The 19,426-nt window shown below is 70.2% G+C and carries 18 protein-coding genes and 1 tRNA gene; 8 read left to right on the top strand and 11 right to left on the bottom strand.

Annotation, left to right across the window (positions count from 1 at the left end):
• Nucleotides 1-11: 11 nt before the first annotated feature.
• From CGR01S_RS12665 to CGR01S_RS12655, 3 genes are all read right to left on the bottom strand, one after another.
• On the bottom strand, nucleotides 12-776 hold the full coding sequence (locus CGR01S_RS12665) for a class I SAM-dependent methyltransferase (protein ID WP_042427704.1): 765 nt from the start codon (nucleotides 774-776) through the stop codon (nucleotides 12-14).
• Nucleotides 777-786: 10 nt separating this feature from the next.
• Nucleotides 787-1,299 carry a DNA-deoxyinosine glycosylase gene (locus CGR01S_RS12660; protein WP_042427701.1) on the bottom strand — a complete coding sequence of 171 codons (513 nt, stop codon included), beginning with the start codon at nucleotides 1,297-1,299 and terminating at the stop codon, nucleotides 787-789.
• Nucleotides 1,300-1,402: 103 nt separating this feature from the next.
• Nucleotides 1,403-2,227 (bottom strand): TatD family hydrolase, encoded by an 825-nt coding sequence (locus CGR01S_RS12655; RefSeq protein WP_174435704.1) that lies wholly within the window; start codon nucleotides 2,225-2,227, stop codon nucleotides 1,403-1,405.
• 67 nt (nucleotides 2,228-2,294) lie between these two features.
• Here CGR01S_RS12655 and CGR01S_RS12650 point away from each other — a divergent pair, with 67 nt between their 5' ends.
• Complete coding sequence (locus CGR01S_RS12650) at nucleotides 2,295-3,056, top strand: C40 family peptidase (protein ID WP_042427698.1); 762 nt, start codon at nucleotides 2,295-2,297, stop codon at nucleotides 3,054-3,056.
• Nucleotides 3,057-3,099: 43 nt separating this feature from the next.
• On the opposite strand, the gene lolD is transcribed toward CGR01S_RS12650, so the two are convergent.
• Complete coding sequence (lolD, locus tag CGR01S_RS12645) at nucleotides 3,100-3,762, bottom strand: lipoprotein-releasing ABC transporter ATP-binding protein LolD (protein ID WP_439644746.1); 663 nt, start codon at nucleotides 3,760-3,762, stop codon at nucleotides 3,100-3,102.
• Nucleotides 3,763-3,841: 79 nt separating this feature from the next.
• Nucleotides 3,842-5,098 (bottom strand): lipoprotein-releasing ABC transporter permease subunit, encoded by a 1,257-nt coding sequence (locus tag CGR01S_RS12640; protein ID WP_042427692.1) that lies wholly within the window; start codon nucleotides 5,096-5,098, stop codon nucleotides 3,842-3,844.
• A gap of 36 nt (nucleotides 5,099-5,134) precedes the next feature.
• Here CGR01S_RS12640 and CGR01S_RS12635 point away from each other — a divergent pair, with 36 nt between their 5' ends.
• Both CGR01S_RS12635 and recJ read left to right on the top strand, forming a co-directional pair.
• A complete protein-coding gene (locus CGR01S_RS12635; RefSeq protein WP_042427690.1) occupies nucleotides 5,135-6,091 on the top strand; it encodes a phosphoglycerate mutase in 957 nt (318 codons plus the stop codon).
• Nucleotides 6,088-7,797, top strand: a complete 1,710-nt coding sequence (gene recJ, locus CGR01S_RS12630; protein WP_042427687.1) for a single-stranded-DNA-specific exonuclease RecJ — start codon at nucleotides 6,088-6,090, stop codon at nucleotides 7,795-7,797. The genes CGR01S_RS12635 and recJ overlap by 4 nt, the downstream gene beginning before the upstream one ends.
• Before the next feature lie 21 nt (nucleotides 7,798-7,818).
• Here the strand turns inward: recJ and CGR01S_RS12625 are convergent, their stop codons facing one another.
• From CGR01S_RS12625 to hrcA, 3 genes are all read right to left on the bottom strand, one after another.
• Nucleotides 7,819-8,421, bottom strand: coding sequence for a YqhA family protein (locus tag CGR01S_RS12625; RefSeq protein WP_042427684.1), 603 nt, complete (start codon nucleotides 8,419-8,421; stop codon nucleotides 7,819-7,821).
• A gap of 101 nt (nucleotides 8,422-8,522) precedes the next feature.
• Nucleotides 8,523-8,601 (bottom strand) — tRNA-Ile (locus tag CGR01S_RS12620).
• A 101-nt stretch (nucleotides 8,602-8,702) separates the two neighbouring features.
• Entirely contained in the window at nucleotides 8,703-9,707 is a 1,005-nt protein-coding gene (gene hrcA / locus CGR01S_RS12615) for a heat-inducible transcriptional repressor HrcA (RefSeq protein WP_042427681.1), read from the bottom strand.
• A gap of 28 nt (nucleotides 9,708-9,735) precedes the next feature.
• Between hrcA and CGR01S_RS12610 the strand changes: the two genes are divergently transcribed.
• Genes CGR01S_RS12610 through rapZ form a run of 3 tightly spaced genes read left to right on the top strand, consistent with a single transcriptional unit; the run spans nucleotide 9,736 to nucleotide 13,157 of the window.
• The gene (locus tag CGR01S_RS12610) at nucleotides 9,736-10,632 is read left to right on the top strand and encodes an NAD kinase (protein ID WP_042427678.1); all 897 of its coding nucleotides are present in this window, start codon (nucleotides 9,736-9,738) and stop codon (nucleotides 10,630-10,632) included.
• Between the two features lie 2 nt (nucleotides 10,633-10,634).
• Nucleotides 10,635-12,293: a DNA repair protein RecN gene (gene recN / locus CGR01S_RS12605; RefSeq protein ID WP_042427675.1), complete on the top strand. Its 1,659-nt coding sequence runs from the start codon at nucleotides 10,635-10,637 to the stop codon at nucleotides 12,291-12,293.
• Nucleotides 12,294-12,296: 3 nt separating this feature from the next.
• Nucleotides 12,297-13,157 (top strand): RNase adapter RapZ, encoded by an 861-nt coding sequence (gene rapZ / locus CGR01S_RS12600; protein ID WP_042427673.1) that lies wholly within the window; start codon nucleotides 12,297-12,299, stop codon nucleotides 13,155-13,157.
• A gap of 12 nt (nucleotides 13,158-13,169) precedes the next feature.
• Here rapZ and mutY read toward each other — a convergent pair whose 3' ends face one another.
• From mutY to mutM, 3 genes are all read right to left on the bottom strand, one after another.
• Nucleotides 13,170-14,207 (bottom strand): A/G-specific adenine glycosylase, encoded by a 1,038-nt coding sequence (gene mutY / locus CGR01S_RS12595; protein ID WP_042427669.1) that lies wholly within the window; start codon nucleotides 14,205-14,207, stop codon nucleotides 13,170-13,172.
• A complete protein-coding gene (locus CGR01S_RS12590) occupies nucleotides 14,204-16,168 on the bottom strand; it encodes a dynamin family protein (RefSeq protein WP_042427666.1) in 1,965 nt (654 codons plus the stop codon). The genes mutY and CGR01S_RS12590 overlap by 4 nt, the downstream gene beginning before the upstream one ends.
• Before the next feature lie 121 nt (nucleotides 16,169-16,289).
• Nucleotides 16,290-17,108, bottom strand: coding sequence for a bifunctional DNA-formamidopyrimidine glycosylase/DNA-(apurinic or apyrimidinic site) lyase (gene mutM, locus CGR01S_RS12585; protein WP_042427663.1), 819 nt, complete (start codon nucleotides 17,106-17,108; stop codon nucleotides 16,290-16,292).
• Between the two features lie 46 nt (nucleotides 17,109-17,154).
• Between mutM and CGR01S_RS12580 the strand changes: the two genes are divergently transcribed.
• Both CGR01S_RS12580 and CGR01S_RS12575 read left to right on the top strand, forming a co-directional pair.
• Nucleotides 17,155-18,912: a tetratricopeptide repeat protein gene (locus CGR01S_RS12580; protein WP_245616807.1), complete on the top strand. Its 1,758-nt coding sequence runs from the start codon at nucleotides 17,155-17,157 to the stop codon at nucleotides 18,910-18,912.
• Entirely contained in the window at nucleotides 18,909-19,412 is a 504-nt protein-coding gene (locus tag CGR01S_RS12575) for an outer membrane lipoprotein LolB (RefSeq protein ID WP_245616806.1), read from the top strand. The genes CGR01S_RS12580 and CGR01S_RS12575 overlap by 4 nt, the downstream gene beginning before the upstream one ends.
• Nucleotides 19,413-19,426: the final 14 nt, after the last annotated feature.

Genomic DNA, 19,426 nt, shown 5'->3' with positions numbered 1-19,426 from the left:
CAGGGAAGGTCTCAGAAGGCCAGCGGCTTGAAGCCGCGCACCCATTTGGCGGTGGGAATACCCCAGCGCTCCTGGATGTCGGCGCAGCGCGCGGCCTGCTCGCCGCGCTTGAACCGGCTGGGCGTGCGCTGCGCGAGCACCACGGTGTTGCCCTCGCGCGTGGGCTTGAAGGCCCAGAGCGCGTCCTCGCCGAAGGCGGCGGCGATCTGCTCCACGCTGCGCGCAAAGCTCGATGCGCGGCCGAACAGGTTGACCGTCATGCAGCCGTTCTCGCTCAGCAGGGCGCGGCAGTCGGCATAGAAGGCGGCGCTGTCGAGCACGGGCGCGGCGGCCTCGTGGTCGTACAGGTCCACGCACAGCGCGTCCACCGTGCCCTGCCACATGGGGTTCTTGATCTCCTGCGCCGCATCGGCCAGCACCACGCGCAGCTTGGGGCCATCGGGCGGCAGCTTGAACCAGGCGCGGCACACGGCCAGGACCTGCGGGTTCAGCTCGATGGCGGTGGCGCACATGCGCAGCTTCTTGTGGCAGAACTTGGTGATGGCGCCGGCCCCCAGGCCCAACTGCATGGCGTGGCCCTGGCGCACGGCCTCGGGCTCCATGAACAGCAGCCAGGCCATCATGCGCTGGATGTACTCCAGCTCCAGGTCGAAGGGCGCGGCGATGCGCATGGAGCCCTGGATCCAGGGCGTGCCCAGGTGCAGGTGGCGCACCTCGCCATCGTCGGAGACGCTGACTTCGGGCAGTTCGGCGGTGTTGCTTTTCTTGCGGGCCATTCGGTGTTCTTCAAAGGAGCCCCTGCGCGGCCAGGGCTTCGCCCCAGGCGGCGCGCTTGCGCTCGAAGCTCCACGAGGCATTCGCCGGGCTGGTGGACGGCAGCCGGAGCACGGGCACGCCCAACTGCGCCGTGGCGCGCGCGTGGCGAAAGCTCTCGCCGCCATTGTGGACGATGGCCGCCAGGCGCGGGCAGTGCGCGCGCAGGCGGGCAAAGTCGTTCACCTGGGCGTTGCGGATGTGGGCATCCGGGCTGCCCGCGCGCTCGCAGGCGGCGTACACGTCCCACAGGCCCAGGCCGCGCGCGAGCAGCCAGGCGCAGCGCGCGGCGTAGTCCTCGGGCCCCGGCAAGGGGTGCTGCGGCCACAGCGCCTGCAGGATGCGCCAGAAGTGGTTTTGCGGGTGCGCGTAGTACTGCTGCGCGCGCAGCGATGCCGCGCCCGGGAAGCTGCCCAGCACCAGCACCACCGTGCCCGCGCCCACCACCGGCGGCAGGCCGGCAAGGCGTGCCGCCGCCGGTGGCATGGCCCGGTGCGTCGCGGTGTGGTGCGTGTTTGGCAAATCAGTCACTATCAAAACAATAGCTGCTGGCGCTTGATTCTAAAGCGTATAAGCCCATTTTGACTGATTATTCTGCGCTTGCGCGCAGACGCGGCAGCGCCTGCAGGGCGTTGGCCCGGGTCTGTTGCGCCAGCGCCTGCAGCGGCATGCCGCGCAGATCGGCCAGCACCTGTGCGATGCGCGGCAGCTCGGCCGGCGTGTTGCGCCCCTGCGGCTGGCCGGCGGCGCGCTCGGCGGCGGTGCGGTAGAGCCAGTGCGGCGGCATGTCGGGTGCATCGGTCTCCAGCACCAGGGCCTCGATGGGCAGCGCAGTGGCCAGGCGGCGCAATTGCAGCGCGCGCTCGTAGCTCAGCGCGCCGCCAAAGCCCAGCTTGAAGCCCAGCGCCATGAAGGCGCGCGCCTGCTGCAGGCTGCCGTTGAAGGCGTGGGCGATGCCGCCTGGCACCGGCAACTCGCGCAGGCCCTTGAACAGCGCGTCGGCCGAGCGGCGCACGTGCAGGATCACGGGCAGGTCCAGGCGCCGCGCGAGTTGCAGTTGCGCGCGGTAGAAGCGCGTCTGCCGCTCGGCGTCCAGCCCGGGCACGAAGAAGTCCAGGCCGATCTCGCCCACGGCGACGAGGTGCGGGTCGCCGCGCTGCTGCTCCAGCAGCTCTGCCAGGCGCTCCAGGTCATCGTCCGCCGCCTGCGGGGTGTAGAGCGGGTGGATGCCCAGGGCATAGCTGTCGCCATGGCGGTGGGCCAGGCTGCGCGCCGCAGCGGCATGGGCCACCTGCACCGCCGGGATGACGAGGTGCTGCACGCCGGCGGCGCGCGCCTGGGCGCGCACGGCGTCCACGTCCGGGGCGAACTCCGGGGCGTCGAGGTGGCAGTGGGTGTCGATCCAGGTGGGCATGGCGGCCATCATGCCGCACGAGCGGGCGGCCTGTGTCACACTGTTTTCACGCACCGCCTCCACCGCCATGCTCCACCGTTTGCTCCATGCCCTTGGCCAGGCGCTGGCACGCTACCTGTCGCGCCCCCGCCCCAGCGCGCAGAACGGGGTGCCGACAGACCGGCGCGCACTGGCGCAGTGCCTGCGCCCCGGCGATGTACTGCTGATGGAAGGCAGCAGCCGGGTTTCCAGCGCCATCAAGTACCTGACCCAGTCCACCTGGTCGCACGCGGCGTTCTATGTGGGCCCGCAACTGGGCGGGGAGGATGCGCAAGGCCGGCCCTACCTGCTGATCGAGGCCGATATGCTGCAGGGCGTGTGCAAGCGCCCCCTGGAGCACTACCAGACCTACCCCACGCGCATCTGCCGACCCACGGGCCTGAGCGCCACCGAACTGCAGAACCTGCTGGACGAGATCACCGGCAAGCTCGGCGAACAGTACGACCTGAAAAATGTATTCGACCTGGCGCGCTACCTGCTGCCCAACCCGCCCGTCCCGGCCCGCTGGCGCAGGCAGATGATTGCGCTGGGCAGTGGCGACCCGACCCGGGCCATTTGCTCGTCGCTGATTGCCGAGGCCTTCCAGAGCGTGCACTACCCCGTGCTGCCGGTCATCACGAAGGAGCGCCACGAAGACCCGGTGCGTCACCAGGCGGTGCGCGAGGAAATTTTCCACATCCGCGACCGCAGCCTGTACGCCCCGCGCGACTTCGACGTGTCGCCGTACTTCGACATCGTCAAGCCCACGCTGGCACAGGGCTTTGACTTTCACCACATCCGCTGGGGCTGAGCAAGGGCTGCAGCGGTGCTGCGGTGCGGTGGTGATGCACCTTTCAGGTCAACCGCCCGGCCACCAACCGCAGCACCCGGTCACACCGCGCCGCCAGCGTCTCGTCGTGCGTCACCATGACAAACGCCGTCCCCTGCTCGCGCGCCAGTTGCAGCATGAGCTGGAACACGCCCTCGGCCGTGGCGCGGTCGAGGTTGCCCGTGGGCTCGTCGGCCAGCACGCAGGCCGGTTGGGTGACCAGAGCGCGGGCAATGGCCACGCGCTGGCGCTCGCCGCCCGACAGCTCGGCCGGGCGGTGCTGCACGCGCCCGGCCAGGCCCACGTGTGCGAGCATCTGCGCGGCGCGGCGCGTGCATTCCTCGTACGGCAGGCGCCGGATGCGCAGCGGCATGGCCACGTTGTCCAGCGCGCTGAACTCGGGCAGCAGGTGGTGGAACTGGTAGACGAAACCCAGGTGCTGGTTGCGCAGCGCGCCCTGCTGCGCCGCCGAGAGCTGCGCCAGGTGCTGGCCCTGCAGGTGCACGCTGCCCGCAGTGGGCGCGTCCAGCGCGCCCAGCAGGTGCAAGAGCGTGCTCTTGCCCGAGCCCGAGGCACCGACGATGGCCAGCGTCTCGCCTGCGTGCACTTCCAGGTCCACGCCCTGCAGCACGCTCACGTCCAGGCGCCCCTCGGTGAAGCGCTTGGTCAGGCCGCGGGCCTGCAGCACCACCTGGTTTTTGAAGGCATTTTGGCGAAACCCCACGTCCGGGCCTCCAGCGCTTGCTGGATGAGCGCCACCAGCTACATTATTCATAGCGCAAGGCCTCCGCAGGGTTGACGCGGCTGGCGCGCCAGCTCGGGTACAGCGTGGCCACGAAGGCCAGCACCAGCGAGATCACGCCCACGGGCACGATGTCGGCGCTCTGCGGGTCGCTGGGCATGCGGCTGATGAGGTAGATGTCCTTGGGCAGGAAGCTGGCGCTCAGCAGGCGCTCGATGGCGGGCACGATCACGTCGATGTTGAAGGCGATGGAAAGGCCCAGCACCAGCCCGGCCAGCGTGCCGATGACGCCCACCATCGCCCCCTGCACCACGAACACGCCCATGATGCTGCGCGGGCTCGCGCCCAGGGTGCGCAGGATGGCGATGTCGGCGCGCTTGTCCTGCACCGTCATCACCAGCGTGGAGACGAGGTTGAACGCCGCCACGGCCACGATGAGCGTGAGGATGATGAACATCATGCGTTTTTCGAGCTGCACGGCGGCGAACCAGGTGCGGTTCTGCTGCGTCCAGTCGCGGATGCGCAGGTCGCCGCTCAGCGAGTGGGCCAGCTCCTGCGCCACGGCGTGCGCCTGGTGCAGGTCGCGCAGCTTCAGGCGAATGCCCGTGGGGCCTTCGAGGCGGAAGATGCGCTCGGCGTCCTCGTGGTGCAGCAGCACCAGCGTGGAGTCGTATTCATAGTGGCCCGAGTCGAAGGTGCCGGCCACCTGCATCTGCTTGAGGCGCGGCACCACACCCGCCGGCGTGACCTGGCCGGTGGGCGCGATCAGCGTCACCACGTCGCCCGCGCGCACGCCCAGCATGCGCGCCAGCTCACCGCCCAGCACCACGCGGAATGCGCCGGGCACGAGCTGGGCCAGCGTGTCGCCCTGGGCGCCTGCCAGCAGATCGGTGACCTCGGGCTCGCGCGCCGGGTCGATGCCGCGCACCAGCGCGCCCTTCATGTCCTCGCCGCGCGCCAAGAGCGCCTGCGCCGCCACAAAGGGCGCGGCAGCCACCACGGCCGGGTTGGCACGCGCCTCCTGCAGGGTGCGCGCCACGTCGGGCAGGGCCGCGCCGCCGGGGGCGAAGATTTCGATGTGCGAGACCACGCTGAGCATGCGGTCGCGCACCTCTTTCTGGAAGCCGTTCATCACCGACAGCACGATGATGAGCGCCGCCACCCCGAGCGCAATGCCCAGCATGGACACGCCCGAGATGAACGAGATGAAGCCATTGCGCCGCGTGGCGCGGCCCGCGCGCGTGTAGCGCCAGCCCAGGGCCAGTTCGTAGGGGATCTGCATGAGAGCGCGATTGTGGCATCCCGCAAAATACCGGGCATGCCGGACACCCCGCACCTCATCCTCCCCAGCGCCGCCCACCCCGGCGACGCCTGCCGCCAGGCCCTGCAGGCCCTGCGCCTGCCGCACCTGGACGCCCTGCTCCAGCGCCTGAGCCTGCAAGACAACACCCAGACCCCCGAAGACGCGCTGAGCGCCCCGCACGAGCGCGTGCTGGCGCGCGCCCTGGGTCTGCCCGAGGACGACGGTCGCACCCCCTGGGCCGCCTGGGAGGTCTACTTGCGCGGCCGCACGCCAGACGCCCTGCACAGCGCCTGGGCCTGGATCACGCCCTGCCACTGGCAGGTGCGCACCGACCACGTGACCCTGGCCGACCCGGCCGCGCTGCAGTTGGACGAAGCCGCCGCGCGCGCGCTGCTGGAAGTGCTGGCGCCCTGGTTTGCACAGGACGGCATCACCCTGCACTACGACCGCCCCACGCGCTGGCTGGCCCAAGGCGAGGTGCTGGCCGGCCTGGCCACGGCGTCGGTCGAGCGCGTGCTGCACCGCGACGTCTCGCACTGGCTGCCCGGCGAGCACAAGGCCCACCCGCTGCGCCGCCTGCACAGCGAGATGCAGATGCTGCTCTACACCCACCCCCTGAACGACGCGCGCGAGGCCCAGGGCCTGCCGCCCGTCAACGCCTTCTGGGTGCACGGCGCGGGCCGTCTGGACGCACCGCCCCCCGCCACCGGCGCAGCGCCCCAGGTCGATACCACCCTGCAGGACGCCGCGCTGCGCGAGGACTGGCCCGCCTGGGCCGCCGCCTGGCAGGCGCTGGACGCCGGCCCCCTGGCCCGGCTGCACGCCCAGGCCACGCAGGGCCAGGCCGTGCGGCTCACCCTGTGCGGCGAGCGCGGCGCGCTCACCTGGCACACGGCACCGCGCAGCCTGGGGCAGAAGCTTCAAAGCTTTTTGCGGCCCCAGCGCTTTGCAGACGTGCGCGAGCAGCTATGAAAATAATAGCGAGAGACATCCCCCCGCGCGCCGTCTGGGCGCTGGAGCAGGCGGGCCTGCACCCGCTGCTGGCGCGCCTGTATGCCGCGCGCGGCGTGCAGGCGCCGGGCGAGCTGGATGACAGCCTGGCCCAGCTGCTGCCGCCCGGCGGACTGCAGGGCGTGCAAGAGGCCGCGCGCCTGCTGGCCGACGCCATCGCGCGCGACCAGCGCCTGTGCATCGTGGCCGACTACGACTGCGACGGCGCCACCGCCTGCGCCGTGGCCGTGCGCGGCCTGCGCCTGCTGGGCGCACGCCATGTGGACTACCTGGTGCCCGACCGCGTGGTCGATGGCTACGGCCTCACCCCGCCCATCGCCCGGCGCGTGCACGAGCGCGGCGCCGACCTGCTCATCACCGTGGACAACGGCATCGCCAGCGTGGAGGGCGTGGCCCAGGCTCGCGCTCTGGGCCTGGCCGTGCTCATCACCGACCACCACCTGCCCGGCGCCGAGCTGCCGCCGGCCCAGGCCATCGTCAACCCCAACCAGCCGGGCTGCCACTTTGCGAGCAAGTCCCTGGCCGGGGTGGGCGTGATGTTCTACGTGCTCATGCAACTGCGCGCCGAACTGCGCCAGCGCGGCGTGTTCGATGCCGCCCAGCAGCCGCGCCTGGAGCCCCTGCTGCCCCTGGTCGCCCTGGGCACGGTGGCCGACGTGGTGCGTCTGGACGCCAACAACCGCCGCCTGGTGGCTCAGGGCTTGAAGCGCATCCGCGCCGGGCAGATGCCGCCGGGCATTGCCGCCCTGCTGCGCGTAGCCGGGCGCCAGCCGCCCCTGGCCACCACTTTCGACTTCGGCTTTGCGCTGGGTCCGCGCATCAACGCCGCCGGGCGCCTGGCCGACATGACGCTGGGCATCGAATGCCTGCTCACCGACGACGCCGCGCGCGCCGAGCACCTGGCGCAGCAGCTCGACGCCATCAACCGCGAACGCCGCGAGATCGAGGGCGGCATGCGCGAACAGGCCCTGCTGCTGGCCGAAGACCGGTTTGGCGCGCAGGACGAGCCCCCGCCCGCCGTCAGCGTGTTCGACCCCGACTTCCACGAAGGCGTGGTGGGCATCGTCGCCTCGCGCATCAAGGACAAGCTGCACCGCCCCACCTTCGTCTTTGCCGCCAGCGGCGCGCCGGGCAAGGCGCATGAGCTCAAGGGCTCGGGCCGCTCCATTCCCGGCTTTCACCTGCGCGACGCGCTGGACCTGGTGGCCAAGCGCCACCCCGGCGTGCTGCTGCGCTTTGGCGGCCACGCCATGGCCGCGGGCTGCACCGTGCCCGCCGAGCGCTTTGCCGAGTTCGAGCAGGCCCTGGCCCAGGTCGCCCGCGAATGGCTGGACGCCGCCACCCTCACACGCCGCCTGGAGACCGACGGCCCCCTGGCCCCCGAATGGCGCCGCGCCGACCTGGCCGACACGCTGCAGCGCGAAGTCTGGGGCCAGGGCTTTGCGCCGCCCCTGTTCAGCGAGGAGGTGGAGGTGCTGGGCCAGCGCCTGGTGGGCGAGCGCCACCTCTCGCTCAAGCTGCGCCACCAGGGCGCGCCCGTGGACGGCATCTGGTTCGGCCGCACCGAGCCCCTGCCCGCGCGCGCCCTGCTCGCCTGGCGCCTGGACGTCAACGAATGGCGCGGCGAGCGCAAGGTGCAGTTCGTGATCGAGGGGGCGCAGGAATAGGCCACCCCTGGCGTGCGGCGCTCAGTGGTCGGCGTCGTGCGCGGAGTGGCCCATCAGGCGGTCGGTCAGCGCAATGGCCAGCGCGGACAGCAGGAACACGCTGTGGATGATGGTCTGCCACATCAGCACCTTCACGTCGTAGTTGGCGGCGTTGATGAAGCTCTTGAGCAGGTGGATCGAACTGATGCCGATGATGGCCATGCCCAGCTTGACCTTGAGCACCGAGGCGTTCACGTGGTTGAGCCATTCGGGCTGGTCGGGGTGGCCTTCGAGGTTCATGCGGCTGACGAAAGTCTCGTACCCGCCCACGATGACCATGATGAGCAGGTTGGAGATCATCACCACGTCGATCAGGCCCAGCACCACCAGCATGGTGATGGTCTCGTTGAGTCGGGTGACCTGCACATCGGCCTTGTAGCCCAGGTTGGCGACCAGCGCCTGCAGCGCCTCGGCATTGCCGAAAGCGGCCTCCAGCAAATGCACCAGCTCCACCCAGAAATGGAACACGTACACGGCCTGCGCAGCGATCAACCCCAGGTAGAGCGGCAACTGCAGCCAACGGCTGGCAAAAATGAGGGACGGCAAGGGGCGCAAGGCGGCGCTCGGGCGGTATTTTTCGGTCATGGGCAGCGGCTGAATGCAAAAACGGGCCGCAAATTGTAGAGGAGCCCCGGACCGGCGCACGCCCTGCCGCGCCCGAAACGGCGTGGCCTTGCCATGTTGCATGGTGGGCCCCCGGGGAGTCGAACCCCGCACCAACGGATTATGAGTCCGCTGCTCTAACCAAGCATGAGCTAGAGGCCCGCAGCACCCGCACCCAGGGCAAAGCCGGGTGGCGTGCTGAAAAACAGGCCTGGATTCTAACCGCGCCCCCGGCCCTCGCCGGGCCGGCCGCAGCGCACCCCTCAGCGCTGGTGGCTCAGGGCGTTGGAGACCAGCCGCGAGGTGATGTCCACGATCTGGATCATGCGGTCGTAGGGCATGCGCGTGGGGCCGATCACGCCCAGCGTGCCCACGACCTGGCCGTCGACCTCGTAGGGCGCGCTCACGACCGAGAGGTCCTCGAACGGCACGACCTGGCTCTCGCCGCCGATGAAGATGCGCACCCCCTGCGCCTGGCTGGAGACGTCGAGCAGGCGCAGGATCTGGGTCTTCTGCTCGAACAGCTCGAACGCGCGCCGCAGGTTGCCCATGTCGCGCGAGAACTCGCTCACGGCCAGCAGCTTGCTCTCGCCGGCAATCACCACCTCCTCCTGGGCCTGGTGCAGCGCCTCGGAGCTGACGTTCACGGCCGCCTGCATGAGCGCGGCGATCTCGCCCTGCAGCGACTCGACCTCGGTGCGCAGGCGCTCGCGCACCTTCTCCATGGCCATGCCGGCGTAGTGCGTGTTGAGGTAGTTGGCCGTCTCGGTCAGTTGCGACTGGGTGTAGTCGGTCTCCGAGACGATCACGCGGTTCTGCACGTCGCCATCGGGCGAGACGATGATGACCAGGAAGCGCTGCTGCGACAGGCGCAGGAACTCGATCTGGCGAAACACCGAGGTGCGCCGCGGCGCCATGACCACGCCCACGAACTGCGAGAGGTTGGAGAGCATCTGCGCAGCGTTGGCGATGACCTTCTGCGGCTGCTCGGGCGCCAGGGGGAGCGAGGGAATCTGCTCGCGCTGCACGGTGAGCATGGTGTCCACGAACAGGCGGTAGCCCCGGGCGGTGGGGATGCGCCCGGCCGAGGTGTGCGGACTGGCGATCAGGCCCAGCTCCTCCAGGTCGGCCATCACATTGCGGATGGTGGCGGGGGACAGGTCCAGCCCCGAGGCCCGCGACAGCGTGCGCGAGCCCACGGGTTGGCCCTCGTCGATATAGCGCTCCACCAGCGTCTTGAGCAACAACTTGGCACGGTCGTCGAGCATCGCTTCATTTTAATGATGTAATTTCGGCATGAAACTCCACTTCCGCCATGTGGCCTTGATCGGCAAGTACCAGAACCCGGCGGCGAACGCAGCCGCCCGCGGTGCGCGCAAGGTGCTGGACGACATCGCCCACTTCCTGCACGCCCAGGGCTGCGAGGTGGCGCTGGAGGCGCAGACCGCAGACCTGGCCGGCATGACGCAGTACGACACGCTGGACGCCGACGCCATTGGCGCACAGTGCGACCTGGGGCTGGTGGTGGGCGGAGACGGCACCATGCTGAGCATCGGGCGCCAGCTCGCGCGCCACGGCACGCCGCTCATCGGCATCAACCAGGGGCGGCTGGGCTTCGTCACCGACATCCCGCTGGAGAACTACCGCGCCACCCTCATGCCCATGCTGCACGGCGAGTTCGAGGAGGACCACCGCCCCCTGATGCAGGCCCAGGTGCTGCGCGAGGGGCGCGTGGTGTTCAACGCCCTGGCCATGAACGACGTGGTGGTCAACCGCGGCGCGACCTCGGGCATGGTGGAATTGCGCGTGGAGGTGGACGGCCATTTCGTGGCCAACCAGCGCGCCGACGGCCTGATCATCGCCTCGCCCACGGGCTCCACGGCCTATGCCCTGTCGGCCGGTGGCCCCATGCTGCACCCCTCCATCCCGGGCTGGGTGCTGGTGCCGATCGCGCCGCACACGCTGTCCAACCGACCCATCGTGCTGGCCGACATCTCCGAGATCGCCATCGAACTGGTCAGCGGGCGCGACGCCAGCGCCAATTTCGACATGCAGTCGCTCGCCTCGCTGCTGCACGGCGACCGCGTCATCGTGCGCCGCTCGGAGCACTGCGTGCGCTTTCTGCACCCGCGCGGGTGGAACTATTTCGACACCCTGCGCCGAAAGCTGCGCTGGAACGAAGGGGGATCCTGAGCATGGCGCTCAAACGCATCGTGCTGCACGACTTTGTCATCGTGCAGGCGCTGGAACTCGATCTGCACGAAGGCTTCACGGCCTTGACCGGCGAGACCGGCGCAGGCAAGTCCATCCTGGTGGAGGCGCTGCAGCTCATCCTGGGCGCGCGGGCGGATGCGGCCTGCGTGCGCGAAGGCGCCGCACGCGCCGACCTGTGCGCGGAATTCGATCTGCCGCCCCACCTCGCCCCCTGGCTGGAGGAAGCCGGCTTCGAGGCCACGCCGGAATTGCTGCTGCGCCGCACCATCGACGCGGCGGGCAAGAGCCGGGCATGGATCAACGGCCTGCCCGCCACGGCCACGCAGTTGCGCCACCTGGGCGAGCAGTTGCTCGACATCCACGGCCAGCATGCGTGGCAAAGCCTGATGCGCGCAGGCGCCATCCGCGACCTGCTCGACGCCTACGCGGGTACCTCGTGCGCGGCGGTGACCGCCTGCTGGACGCGCTGGCAAGCGGCCCTGAAGGCCTGCGCGGACGCCCGCGCCGCCCAGGACCAGTTGCAGCAGGAACGTGAGCGCCTGCAATGGCAACTGGCCGAGATGGACAAGCTCGACCCGGGCGCCGGCGAGTGGGCCGAGCTCAACACCCAGCACACCCGGCTCACGCACGCGCAGTCGCTGCTGGAGGCGGCCCACGCCGCACGCGAATGGCTGGACGCCGAAGACGGCGGCGCACGCAACCACCTGGCGCGCGCGCTCGACGTGCTGCAGCGGCAGGAGCACCTCGAACCCGCCTTCCAGGACCTGGCCGCCGCCCTGGCCTCCATCCTGGCGCAGACCGATGACGCGCTGCGCAGCCTGCACGCCTACCTGGCCCACACCGACATCGACCCCGCGCGCCTGGAACAGCTCGACGCCCGCGTGGCCGAGTGGATCGCGCTGGCGCGCCGCTACAAGCGGCCGCCCGAGGAGCTGCCGGCGCTGCGCCAATCCTGGCAGCAGGCCCTGCAGCGCCTGGACGCCGCCAGCGACCTGGCCGCACTGGAGCAGGAGGCGCGCGCCCAGGCCCAGGCCTACGAGGCCGCAGCGCAGGCGCTCTCGCAGGCCCGCGCCCAGACCGCCCCCCGGCTCTCGCAGCAAATCACCGCCGCCATGCAGGATCTGGGCATGGCCGGCGGGCGCTTCGTGGTGCAATTGCGCAAGGCGGCTGCGCCCGCTGCCCACGGCATCGACGATATCGACTTCCTCGTGGCGGGCCACCCCGGCGCCACGCCCCGGCCCATCGGCAAGATCGCCTCGGGCGGCGAGCTCTCGCGCATCTCGCTGGCCATTGCCGTGGCCACCAGCACCCTGGGCCGCGCGGGCACCCTGATCTTCGACGAGGTGGACGCCGGCGTGGGCGGCGCCGTGGCCGCCAGCGTGGGCCGCCTGATGCGCCAGATCGGCCAGGACCGGCAGGTGCTGGCCGTCACCCACCTGCCGCAGGTGGCAGCCTGCGCGCACCACCACCTGGTGGTCACCAAGCGCCGGGGCGAACCGACCACCAGCAGCGTGACGGCCGTGCAGGACGAGGCGCGCGTCGCCGAAGTGGCGCGCATGCTCGGTGGCGAGCGCCCCACCGCCCATTCCCTGGCCCACGCGCGCGAGATGCTGGGCGCACCAGCGCACGAGCGCGGCTGAACCATGATGGAAATCGTTCTCATCACCGGCATGTCGGGCTCGGGCAAGTCCATTGCCCTGCGGGCGCTGGAGGACGCGGGCTATTTCTGCGTGGACAACCTCCCGCCCGAACTGCTGCAGCCCTTCGTCGCCCTGGAGCACCAGCACCACGGCAACCGCCTGGCCATCGCCATGGACGTGCGCAGCGCCACGTCCCTGCCGCAGGTGCCTGCGCGGCTGGCGCAACTGCGCCAGCAGGGCTGCTCGGTGCTGTGCATTTTCCTGGACGCCTCCACCGGCACGCTGGTGCGCCGGTTTTCCGAGACCCGCAGGCGCCACCCGCTGTTCGGCGCCGAGCAGGCCAAGGGGCGGCAGGCGCTGGCGCTTGTCATCGAACTCGAGCGCGAGCTCCTGGCCGAGCTGCGCGAACAGGCCCATGTGATAGACACCAGCAACCTGCGCGCCTCCCAGTTGCAGGCCTACATCAAGGATCTGATCGGCACGGACAAGGGCACGCTGTCGCTGGTGTTCCAGTCCTTCGCCTTCAAGCGCGGCGTCCCGGTCGATGCGGACTACGTCTTCGACGTGCGCATGCTGCCCAATCCGTACTACGAGAGCGAGCTGCGCGAACTCACCGGCCTGGACGCGCCCGTCATCGGTTTTCTGGAGCAGGAACCCGAGGTCGCCACCATGCAGCAGCACATCACGGCCTTCCTGGACCACTGGCTGCCCGCCATGGCGCGCAACCACCGCAGCTACGTGACCGTGGCCGTGGGCTGCACCGGCGGCCAGCATCGCTCGGTCTACCTGGTGGAGCAGTTGGCGCAGCATTTTCGCCCCCACTGGCCCACGCTGCGCCGCCACCGTGAACTCGACGGCCGCTGAGCAGCGTCTTCTTCAGGCTTCCTGCAGCAGCCTGCGCACCGGTGCCGGCAGGCCCAGTGCGGCGAGCTCCTGCGGATGGTGCCAGCCGCCGCCCTGCATGCCGGGCGGCGGCTGCGGCACACGGGCCGTCACGCGGTGCAGGTGCAGATCGCGGTGGGTGAGCACGTGCAGCAGCGCCGGGTACTCGATTCCCAGGCTGCCTCCCGCCTGGGCCACCCCATCGAGCAAGGCCGCGCGGCTGCCGAAAACCGGCAGGCAGTGCAAGCCTGCCCAGATGCCGCGCTCGGGGCGGCGCTCGAACCAGATGCGGCCCGCACCATCCTCCAGTTGCAGCAGCCACCACGCCTGGGCCTTGCGCGCCAGCTTGCACGTGCGCACCGGGTAACGCTCAGGCTCGCCCTCGGCACGCGCCACGCAGTGCGCCTGCAAGGGGCAGGCCGCGCACTGCGGGTTGCGCGGCAGGCAGACCAGGGCTCCCAGGTCCATCAGCCCCTGCGTGTAGCGCGGCATGCTCTGCTGCAGATGGGTGCGCGGCAGCAAGGCCTCGGCATGCTGCCAGAGCGTGCGCTCCTGCGCCGCCTGCGCCAGGTCGCCGCCAAAACCGAGCAGCCGCGTGAGCACGCGCTTGACGTTGGCATCCAGAATGGGCGCACGCTGACCGAAACAGAACGCCGCAATGGCCCCCGCCGTGGAACGGCCTATGCCCGGCAAGTCCGCCAGCGCTTCGGCGGTGCGCGGGAACTGGCCGCCGTGCACCTGCACCACCTGCTGCGCGCAGCGGTGCAGGTTGCGCGCCCGGCTGTAGTAGCCCAGCCCGCTCCACAGGGCCAGCACCTCATCGCTGGAGGCAGCGGCCAGGGTCTGCACGTCGGGAAAGCGTGCAAGAAAACGCGCGTAGTAATCGAGCACCGTGGCCACCTGCGTCTGCTGCAGCATGATCTCGGACAGCCAGACGCGGTAGGGGTCGCGTGTTTGCTGCCAGGGCAGCTCCGAGCGCCCATGCTGCGCCTGCCAGCGCACGACCAGACCGGCCACCGGCGCTGCACTCATGCGACGGAGAAGATGTCGTGGTGTTCGACTTCGGCGGGGTCTGCCGCCAGCGCCAGCAACTGGTCGGCCTGCTGCTGCAGGTGGGCGTCGAGCCGCCGCAGATCGGCCTCGCCCTCCTCGATTTCGGCGATGCGCTCCTCCAGGCCGGTGGCCGCCTGCTGGATGCGATCGACCGCCTCGATGCGCCGCGCAAAGCTGCGCTTGCGCTCGCGCAATTGCGCATCGAGCTGCGCCGTGGCCGACTTGCTCCACAGTTCCAGATCATTGGCCACCGACTCGAACACGGCGCGCACGCGGATGGACAGCGCCCGGCCCAGCCGCTCGGCAAACTCCATCTGCAGCAGCTTGAGGGCATTGCCCACGCCCAGGTACTGCAGGTGGCCGTGCTCGATATCGGCGAGTTCGCGGACGAAGCCGTCCAGGGAGGGCACGGGAGGAACCTGCAGCGAGAACCCGAATTCGGCATTGAGCTGGCGGAAACTCCCTTCGAGCATGGCCTGGATCTCGGTCGCCGCGGCCTGCACCGCGTCAAGCGTTCCCCGCAACTGCAGAAAGGTGTCTTCGTACTGCTTGCGCACGCCGAGCTTGATGCCTTTTTGCTGCAAGCCAGTCATCAGCGGCGCCAACTGCTCCTTCAGGGCCTTGGAGCCCAGCCGCTGGAACACGTCGCGCAGCAGCTTGTGGTGCACGGCGCGCACGGCATGGATGCGCGAGCTGCTGCGGTCGAACTCGTGCTGCTCCTGCTCGATGCGGTTGCGCATGGCGTGGATGACCGAGGCATTCTTGCCCCGCAGGCTGCGCAGTTCCAGCATCTGCTCGTCCAGGTCGCGCCTGCGGATGTTGAGCACGCGCGTGGTCTCGGTGCGCAGGCTGGCGATGCCCCCGGCGATGGCGGCGCGCAATATGCCTTGGCGCTGCCCCATGATGCCGTGCGCCAGCGCGTCCTCCAGCGCGGGCAGGCCGCTGGCTTCGAGCATCACGTCGTCGCACTGGATCTTGGCCACCAGCCCCTTTTGCGCCGAGACGGGGATGACCTGGTCGAGCCGCACGCCCAGCATTTCGGCGGAAGTCTGGCGCTGGCGCTGGAGCTGCTCCTGGATCTGCTGCATGGAATTGAGCGAATCCCACAGCACGTCGATCTTGTTGAGCACCACCAGGCGTGCATCCGCCGTCTGCGACGTGGCCGCCAGGTGCTCGCGCCAGATGGCCAGATCCGAGCGCGTGACACCCGCGTCCGCCGCCAGCATGAACACCACCGCGTGCGCCTGCGGGATCAGATTGACCGTGAGTTCGGGCTCGGCGCCGACGGCGTTGAGGCCCGGCGTATCCAGAATCACCAGGCCCTGCTTGAGCAAGGGATGGGGCAGGTTGATGATGGCATGGCGCCACATGGGCACCTCGACCAGGCCGGCCGCATCCTGGGCGGGGTTTTCCTCGGGCATGTCGTCATGCCAGAAACCCATGGCGCGGGCGTCGTCCACGCTCACCTTGCGCACTTGCGCGACCTTCTCCAGGGCGCGCGCGATCTGGTCGGCGTCGCCCACCTGGAGCGGCGCCTCAACCCAGCGCTCGGGCTTGAGGCGCCACTCGGCCAGGCTCTGCATCTGCATGCGCGTCTCTATGGGCAGCAAGCGCAGCCCGTGCGGCACATCGGGGTCATAGCCCAGCTCGGTGGGGCACATGGTGGTGCGCCCGGCGCTGGCCGGCATGATGCGCCGCCCATAGTCGGCAAAGAACAGGGCGTTGATCAACTCGGACTTGCCGCGCGAGAACTCGGCGACGAACGCGACCACGATGCGGTCCGTGCGCAATTGCCCCTCCAGCCGCTGCAGGCGCTCCTGCACAGCGGCGTCCATGAGCTCATTGGCAGCCAGCCATTCGCCCAATTGCTGGAGCTGGCGCGCAAACGCACGGCGCCAGGCGCCATGCTGCTCGAACTGCTCGTTGAATGAGGGTCCCACTTTGCTCCCGATGGTCTATGGGTCATCCACCCTGAATAGACGCAAAATATAGCACCGGCGACCACCAGCATGCGCCTTGCGGCCCGCAAACGTGGTTTCGCTGCCTCAGACCGGGTCCACGTCAGGCACGCTGGCAGTGCGGACAGTAATAGCTGCTGCGCTGGCCCTGGCGCAGCATGCGCACCGGGGTGCCGCAGGTGCGACAGGGCTGGCCCTCGCGCCCGTACACCTGGGCATATTCCTGGAAATGCCCGGCATCCCCGCCCGCCCCCGAGAAATTGCGCAGCGTGGTGCCACCACAATCCACCGCCTCGCCCAGCACGGCGCGCAGGGCATCGTACAGCCGCCGCGCCCGCACCGGGCCGATGCGCGCGGCCGGCGTGGTCGGCCGGATGCCTGCGCGAAACAGCGCCTCGCAGGCGTAGATATTGCCCGCCCCCACCACCACCCGCCCGGACAGCAGCAAGGGCTTGATGGCCTGGCGGCTCTGGCGCAAGGCGGCGAACCAGTCCTCGAACCGGAAGCCCTCGGACAGGGGCTCGGCCCCCAGCCGCCCCAGGAGCTTGCGTGCCTGCGGGTCCTGCAGGCCCTGCACGTACACGACGGCGCCGAAGCGCCGCGGATCATGCAGGCGCAGCGTGCCGCGCGCGGTGACCAGATCGAAGTGGTCGTGCGGCCCGGGCGGCAGCGGCGGCCCGGGCCGCCAACGCAGGCTGCCCGACATGCCCAGGTGCACCAGCAGCATCCCGGCATCGAGCACCAGCAGCAGGTACTTGCCGCGCCGCTGCACATCGGTCACCGTGCATCCGGCCAGGGCCTGCGGCTCGACCCCCAGGGGCCAGCGCAGCGGCTTGCCCAGCACCACCGCCTCGATCCGCAGCCCCTGCAGCACGGACGCAATTCCGCGCCGGGTCACTTCCACTTCAGGTAACTCAGGCATGGACACCCTTCCCCGCCCCACGATGGGCATGAATTATCATGATCCGATGGTTCATTTCCTTCGTATTCTGGCCGTATTGCTGCCCGGTATCGCGGCGGCCAGCCCGGCGCTTGCGGCCTCGCAGGCCGCCGTGCAGAGACCGGCAGCCTCCGCCCCGGCCACCGCGCTCTCGCCGGCCTTGCTGGATGCGACGCTCTTCTATGAAATCCTGATCGGGGAGCTGGCCACGCGCGAAGGTGACATGGCCTCGGGCTACGCGCTGCTGCTGGAGGCCGCGCGGCGCAGCGGGGACGAGCGCCTGTACCGCCGCGCCACCGACATCGCCCTGCAGGCGCGCGCCGGCGAGCAGGCGCTGGCCGCGGCCCAGGCCTGGCAGCAGGCCTGGCCCGGATCGCGCGAGGCGAGCCGCTACACCCTGCAAATCCTCGTGGCCCTCAACCGCGTGGACGATATCGCCGTGCCGCTGCGCGCCATGCTCGACCAGACGCCGACCGCCGACAAACCCGCCCTGCTGCTGGCCATTGCGCAGCTCCTGCGCGGCTTGTCCGACAAGCAGCAGGCCGCCCGCATGCTGCAGACCGCCCTGGATGCGGAGCTGCGCAGCGCCGATACCGCGGCCGCCGCCTGGACGGCCATAGGCCGCATGCGCCTGCTGGCCCAGGATGCCCCGGGTGCACTCGAGGCGGCGCGCCTGGCCCAGGCGCAGGACGCGCGCAGCGATGGCCCGGCCCTGCTGGCCCTCGAACTCATGGAAAGCGGGCAGCTCCAGGCCGAGGAGCTGCTGGCGCCCTATCTGCAGGCCCAGCCCAACCCGGACCTGCGCATGGCCTATGCGCGCCTGCTGCTGGAGCAGCAGCGCTACGCCGAGGCACGGACACAGTTGCAGGCCGTGACGCGCGAGAAACCCGACATGCCCCAGGCCTGGCTGGCCCAGGCGGCCTTGCAGGTGCAGGAGGACGCGCTCGACGATGCCGAGCGCTCCCTGGCCCAGCTCACGCGCCTGGCGCAGCAGAACCCGGACAGCGAAGCGGGCCGCGCCCTGCTGAACCAGACCTATCTGCTGCATGCCCAGGTGGCGGAAAAGCGTGCCGACTTCGCCGCAGCGGACCAGTGGCTGCGGCGCATCGACACCGACAAGGACCTGCCGGCCGCACAGATCCGGCGCGCATCGCTGCTCGCGCGCCAGGGCAAGCTCAAGGAAGCGCGCGCACTGCTGCACAGCCTGCCGGCCGACACCGAGGAAGCCCGGCGCATGAACCTGCGCGCCGAAGTGCAGTTGCTGCGCGACGCACATGCCTGGCGCGACGCCTACGCCCTGCAGGAAAAGCTGGTAGCGGCGCAACCCGACGACGACGACCTCGAGTACGAGCTGGCCATGCTCGCCGAGAAGGTCGGCAAGCACGACTTCATGGAGCAGCTGTTGCGCAAGGTGATTGCGCGAAACCCCTCCTACCAGCATGCGCTCAATGCCCTGGGCTACACGCTGGCCGATCGCGGCATCCAGCTCGACGAAGCCAAGCGCCTGATCGAGCAGGCCCTGGGGCTGTCGCCCAACGACCCCTTCATCACCGACAGCCTGGGCTGGGTGGAGTTCCGCCTGGGCAATCTGCAGGAGGCCCGCCGCCTGCTGGAGAAAGCCTACGGCATGCGCCCGGACGTCGAGATCGCAGCGCACCTGGGCGAGGTGCTGTGGGTGCTGGGCGAGCAGGAGCGTGCGCGCGCCATCTGGAAGGAAAGCGCCCGGCTCAACGCCGACAACGAGGTGCTGCGCGCAACACTCAAACGCCTGGGTGTGCAGCCGTGACCCCTGTCGACGGGCGGCGCCGCTTTTGCCGCGCCTGGCTGGGAGGCATGCCGCTGGCGCTGCTGGCCGCGTGCGCTCAGCCGGAACGCCGGCCGGGCGCGGGTGCAGCGCACTGGAGCGGCCGCATCCAGTTGCGCGTGCAGGATCCGGACGCACCCCAGTCGTTTGCCGCCCACTTCGAGCTGCACGGCTCGGCGCAGCAAGGCACGCTGGACCTCTCCTCCCCTTGGGGCACCACGCTGGCCCGCCTGCAATGGCACCCAGGGCAAGCCCGGCTGGAGACCTCCGGCGGGCAACGCACCGCGGCCTCGCTCCAGGCCTTGCTGCAGGAAGTGACGCCAGCCCCCCTGCCCGTCGAAGCCTTGTTCGACTGGCTGGCGGGCGTGGCCACGGCCGCCAGCGGCTGGGAGGTGGACCTGCAGGCGCTGAACCAGGGGCGCCTGAGCGCCCAGCGCACCGCACCTGCTCCGGCGGCTCTGCTGCGCATTCTTCTGGACTGAGTGCGCGGGCCCGC

Origin of the sequence: Comamonas granuli NBRC 101663 (genome assembly GCF_000739995.1) — a bacterium.
In the GTDB taxonomy this organism is placed as follows: domain Bacteria; phylum Pseudomonadota; class Gammaproteobacteria; order Burkholderiales; family Burkholderiaceae_C; genus Simplicispira; species Simplicispira granuli.
Note: the sequence above shows the minus strand (reverse complement) of the source record. Positions and strands in the feature narration are given on the sequence as shown.